At 44.9% G+C, this 4,084-nt stretch carries 5 protein-coding genes; 1 reads left to right on the plus strand and 4 read right to left on the minus strand.

All coding sequences use genetic code 11. The features are described from left to right. Positions 1-130 precede the first annotated feature (130 nt). Positions 131-1,090: a zinc-dependent alcohol dehydrogenase family protein gene (locus H6G26_RS39420; RefSeq protein ID WP_242054340.1), complete on the minus strand. Its 960-nt coding sequence runs from the start codon at positions 1,088-1,090 to the stop codon at positions 131-133. A 133-nt stretch (positions 1,091-1,223) separates the two neighbouring features. Between H6G26_RS39420 and H6G26_RS39425 the strand changes: the two genes are divergently transcribed. Beyond that, positions 1,224-1,574 carry a helix-turn-helix domain-containing protein gene (locus H6G26_RS39425; RefSeq protein WP_190737299.1) on the plus strand — a complete coding sequence of 117 codons (351 nt, stop codon included), beginning with the start codon at positions 1,224-1,226 and terminating at the stop codon, positions 1,572-1,574. A gap of 126 nt (positions 1,575-1,700) precedes the next feature. On the opposite strand, the gene H6G26_RS39430 is transcribed toward H6G26_RS39425, so the two are convergent. The 3 genes from H6G26_RS39430 to H6G26_RS44095 form a co-directional block, all read right to left on the minus strand. Next, a complete protein-coding gene (locus tag H6G26_RS39430; RefSeq protein ID WP_190737301.1) occupies positions 1,701-1,856 on the minus strand; it encodes a hypothetical protein in 156 nt (51 codons plus the stop codon). Positions 1,857-2,124: 268 nt separating this feature from the next. Beyond that, positions 2,125-3,651 carry a GMC family oxidoreductase N-terminal domain-containing protein gene (locus tag H6G26_RS39435; protein ID WP_190737303.1) on the minus strand — a complete coding sequence of 509 codons (1,527 nt, stop codon included), beginning with the start codon at positions 3,649-3,651 and terminating at the stop codon, positions 2,125-2,127. Positions 3,652-3,743: 92 nt separating this feature from the next. Beyond that, positions 3,744-3,866, minus strand: a complete 123-nt coding sequence (locus H6G26_RS44095; RefSeq protein WP_277883966.1) for a hypothetical protein — start codon at positions 3,864-3,866, stop codon at positions 3,744-3,746. Between the last annotated feature and the right edge of the window lie 218 nt (positions 3,867-4,084).

Here is a 4,084-nt window from a genome sequence, read left to right on the forward strand (position 1 = left end):
CACTTTGAGCCTTGGAAAATAAATCAAGCCAGAAATACTGATTTTTTCGTTGATTCTCAATTTCAGTAGTCACTACGTATACTTTAGATGCGTTCGCCCTGGACGATTTAAAGTGATCGGTGAGGACAGTCTAACTTTTGGTAAATTCCAGCACAATTTTCCCTTGCGTCCCCCCCCGCTCTAGACGCTGATGTGCTTGAATTATCTGATCCCAAGACAGCGTTGAATCAATGATGGGGCGAAGCTGAGTGCGCTCGATTAGTTTTGTCAAAGCATCTAATTTTGCTCGGTACTGTGGCGTGAGAACAAAATGGATAGTCAGATTCTTGCCCCATGCTTCGATGAGTGATTGCGGCGTTTCAGTGTCTACAATACTCACAAGCCTGCCAAATGGGCGAATAATTTCTGGGCTACGCTGGATTGTTTGCCCACCGATCGTATCCAAAACTAAATCAACACCTAGCTGATCTGTTTCCTGATAAATAACTTCCGCGTAATCTTCGTTCTTGTAATCAATGGCTCGATCTGCACCAAGTTTTTTGACAAAATCGAGATTTTTAGAACTGCATGTTGTAAAAACATAGGCTCCCATCGCTTTTGCAAGTTGAATCGCAATTGAACCAACGCCACCAGCACCCGCATGAATTAGAACTGATTCCCCAACTTGAAGATTGCCCCTCGTCACTAGACAATCCCAAGCCGTTCCTCCTGCGAGAGGAAAACACGCTGCTTCAATGTGCGACAAGTTAGAAGGCTTAAGCGCAACAATCCCTGCATCAGCAACATGATATTGAGCATAGCTGCCAGATTCTCCAAAAATCTGCGGCGAGTAATAAACTTCGTTTCCTACCTCAAAGTCTGTCACTGACTCTCCAACTGTCTCAATAACCCCTGAAATGTCAACTCCGATAATTGCTGGTAATCGAACCAAGTCTTTGTAATCACCACGGCGAGTCTGACAATCAACTGGATTGATCGATGTCGCACACACCCTTACTAAAACCTGATTAGGTTTTGGTATTGGCTTGGGTACAGTTTGAATCTCAAAACTCTCAGCACCACCAAATGTTGTCAGTACGGCCGCTTTCATACATTCCATCTTTGCTAATCATCCTTGCTTTATAATCAACGGTAAAGGTATTTCGATACCACTCAACGTAAATGGTTCTCTCTTGTCCCGCAAGTCAGCACCATCTAGTAAGGTAGTTACTGTTCAGTCGCAAATGCAGTCATCACAATCCCGTAACTTGCCAAAAAAAATTCCTGCTTCTCAACCACCTGTGGCTCATATCGTAGAGCATACTCTTGGTTGTAAATGGATGCTGGAGGTTTTACGCTTAATTCGTCAAGGTATCAACCGCCCAGGAGCAATGACTCGTGCAACTGAGGGATTGACCACTAAGGTTTTGAATGAGCGATTAGTAGATCTCGTAAACTTTGGTATTGTTGAGAAAGTTGCTTATCCAGAAATTCCGCCCCGCGTGGAGTATAAGTTGACTGCCTTTGGCTCTCGGTTCGTTGAAATTCTGGATATTATTGATGATCTAGAAGAATATTGCCAAAGTCGCCTCTAGAGCATTGGGATAGATAGTAGTTTATGTGCAAGTTAAAGCGCAGCCCAACAACCGCGCTGCACCGGAAGCTTCAATATGGTCGGTTGAGTTGCAAAGGTTGTCTGGGTGCGGTGAGCGCGAACGTTATCAACTTGTACTAGATAAGCAAGTTTTCAGCAACTCAGCAACTTCTTGCGCGATCGCAATCAGGGCATGATTCACCGAAGAGTTGCGAAGAGAATCAGTCTGAGGTGTACCTTCATGCTCAGAATCATTTCTGCTTTGTACTAGTAAATGCGTCATAGAACTACCCTCAATGAAATAACAAAACTGCTTTCGTCTATTACGAATGGTACTAAGTTAAAGTGAAATCGTTGGCTGATAAGGGCTGGAGAAAATGAATAGCTTCGAGAACGGGAGAGTTCCGGAATCAGGAAAACCTCCAATTCCCAGCTATGCGATCACTACTTCATGGTGATCATTTTTTAAATTGCTGAAACACTTGAAATTACGACATTTGTGCTTATCTTAGTGCCATTCATTTCTGAGGCTTTCACCATCATTGAGGCAATTATGTTCCAACTTTTATCAAATCGGCAGCCTTTTCTCCAATCATAATTGCCGATGCATTTGTGTTTCCTGTGATCATAGTTGGCATAATCGATGCATCAACAACTCGTAACCCTTCAATCCCCCGTACCTTGAGTTGAGGATCGACAACCGCCATTTGATCAATACCCATTTTGCACGTCCCAACAGGATGCCATGCCGTACCGCACGTTTGCCGAATATAATCTTCGATTGCTTTGTCGCTATGCACGGAACTCCCTGGAGCAATTTCCTCGCCCCGAAACTCATTAAACGCATCGGAGTATACAATTTGACGCAAAATTTTAAGTCCTTCAACCATCAGTTGCATGTCAGATTCTTTCTGAAGATAGTTGACCCGAATCAACGGTGGGTCGAAGGGGGAGGAGGAACGTAGTCTTACACTACCACGACTTTCGGGACGGGTGATGTAAAAGGGAAGAGTGAATGCCGGACCTTCACGTGCATAGGCAGGATCGACATATAAAATCGGAACAATTGTAAATTGCAAATTAGGCGCTGCATCTAAATTATTGTTGGTATGCAGAAATAACCCAGCCTCTCCCCCATTACTACTTGGCGCAAGGGGCACGTCAGTAGTAGACTGGTAGGCAATAACAGCAAGTGGGTGATCTTGAAGATTCTGCCCGACACCCGGCAAATCAACAACCACAGGAATGCCGGAAGCCCGCAGATGTTCAGCTGGTCCAATTCCAGAAAGCATTAGCAGTTTAGGAGAATCGAAGGCGCCAGCACTCAAAATCACTTCGGAGTTGACCCTAACTTGATACTCCGTTCCGTTTTGAACATACACTACCCCTACCGCGCGCTTTCCCTCAAAGAGTAAACGAGTCACCAATGCTCCTGTTTGAATGGTCAAGTTGGGGCGATCTTTAATCGGACGCAGAAATGCCACTGCTGTACTTTGGCGCTTGCCATCTTTCACGGTCACTTGGTAAAGTCCTGCACCTTCCTGCTGTACGCCATTAAAGTCGGGATTTTGCTCATAGCCCTGTGCGATCGCGGCTTCCACAAAGCGTTGCGACACTTTTGCAGGAGAGAGTGGATCTGTGATACTAAGTGGTCCATCAACCCCGTGAAATAACGATGCTCCTCGCTGCTGGTTTTCCGATTTCTTGAAGTAAGGCAAGACATCCTGATAACTCCAACCAATATTACCTAACGCTTGCCAGCTATTGTAGTCACGTTCATTGCCTCGTATATAAATCATGCCATTAATCGAACTGCTGCCGCCCAAGACTTTACCGCGTGAAGCTAAAATTTTGCGGTTATTTAAGTAAGGTTCCCCTTCAGTTAAGTATGCCCAGTCCACTTCCGAGCCTAAAAGTGTAGTAGGCCACACTGAGGGAACTTGAATTTCTGGCTTGGTATCAGGACCACCCGCTTCGAGCAGCAATACTTTAGTATTAGGGTCTTCTGTAAGACGGTTGGCAACAACGCAGCCTGCTGAACCGGCGCCAATCACAATATAATCAAAAATTGCTTGCATTGGTGTATTAAGACTTGATACTTCAACTGGTAGCTGATTCGTTGTAAGCTAATAAGCATTTAAGTTGCATCAAACCAGGGCTGAACCCCTTACTACAAGAGAATCAGTCTGGAAAAATGAATGACGATTAGCTTATTACTCACACTTACTCCAGAGCCTTTAAGCAGTGCTGCGAGATCGTTGAAAGCAGCACTGTGACGGTATGTGGTTGTCATGATTTCTCCTTTTCAGGTCATTGTTTGTTAAATAACGGCGACATTAGTGGGTTGGCGATTGCAAATTCTGCTGCTAGTCGCGCCCTGCCACAATAATCTTTTCTGCTAAACCGATCTGGTTAGAAAACATTACCTCGTGACTACCGGGCATTTGTACAAGCCGAAATAGCCCCAAGCGGTTAGACATTCTCGGATGCCAACCCCACTGTTCGCCTTGA

The organism is Nostoc sp. FACHB-888 (genome assembly GCF_014696655.1).
In the GTDB taxonomy this organism is placed as follows: domain Bacteria; phylum Cyanobacteriota; class Cyanobacteriia; order Cyanobacteriales; family Nostocaceae; genus Nostoc.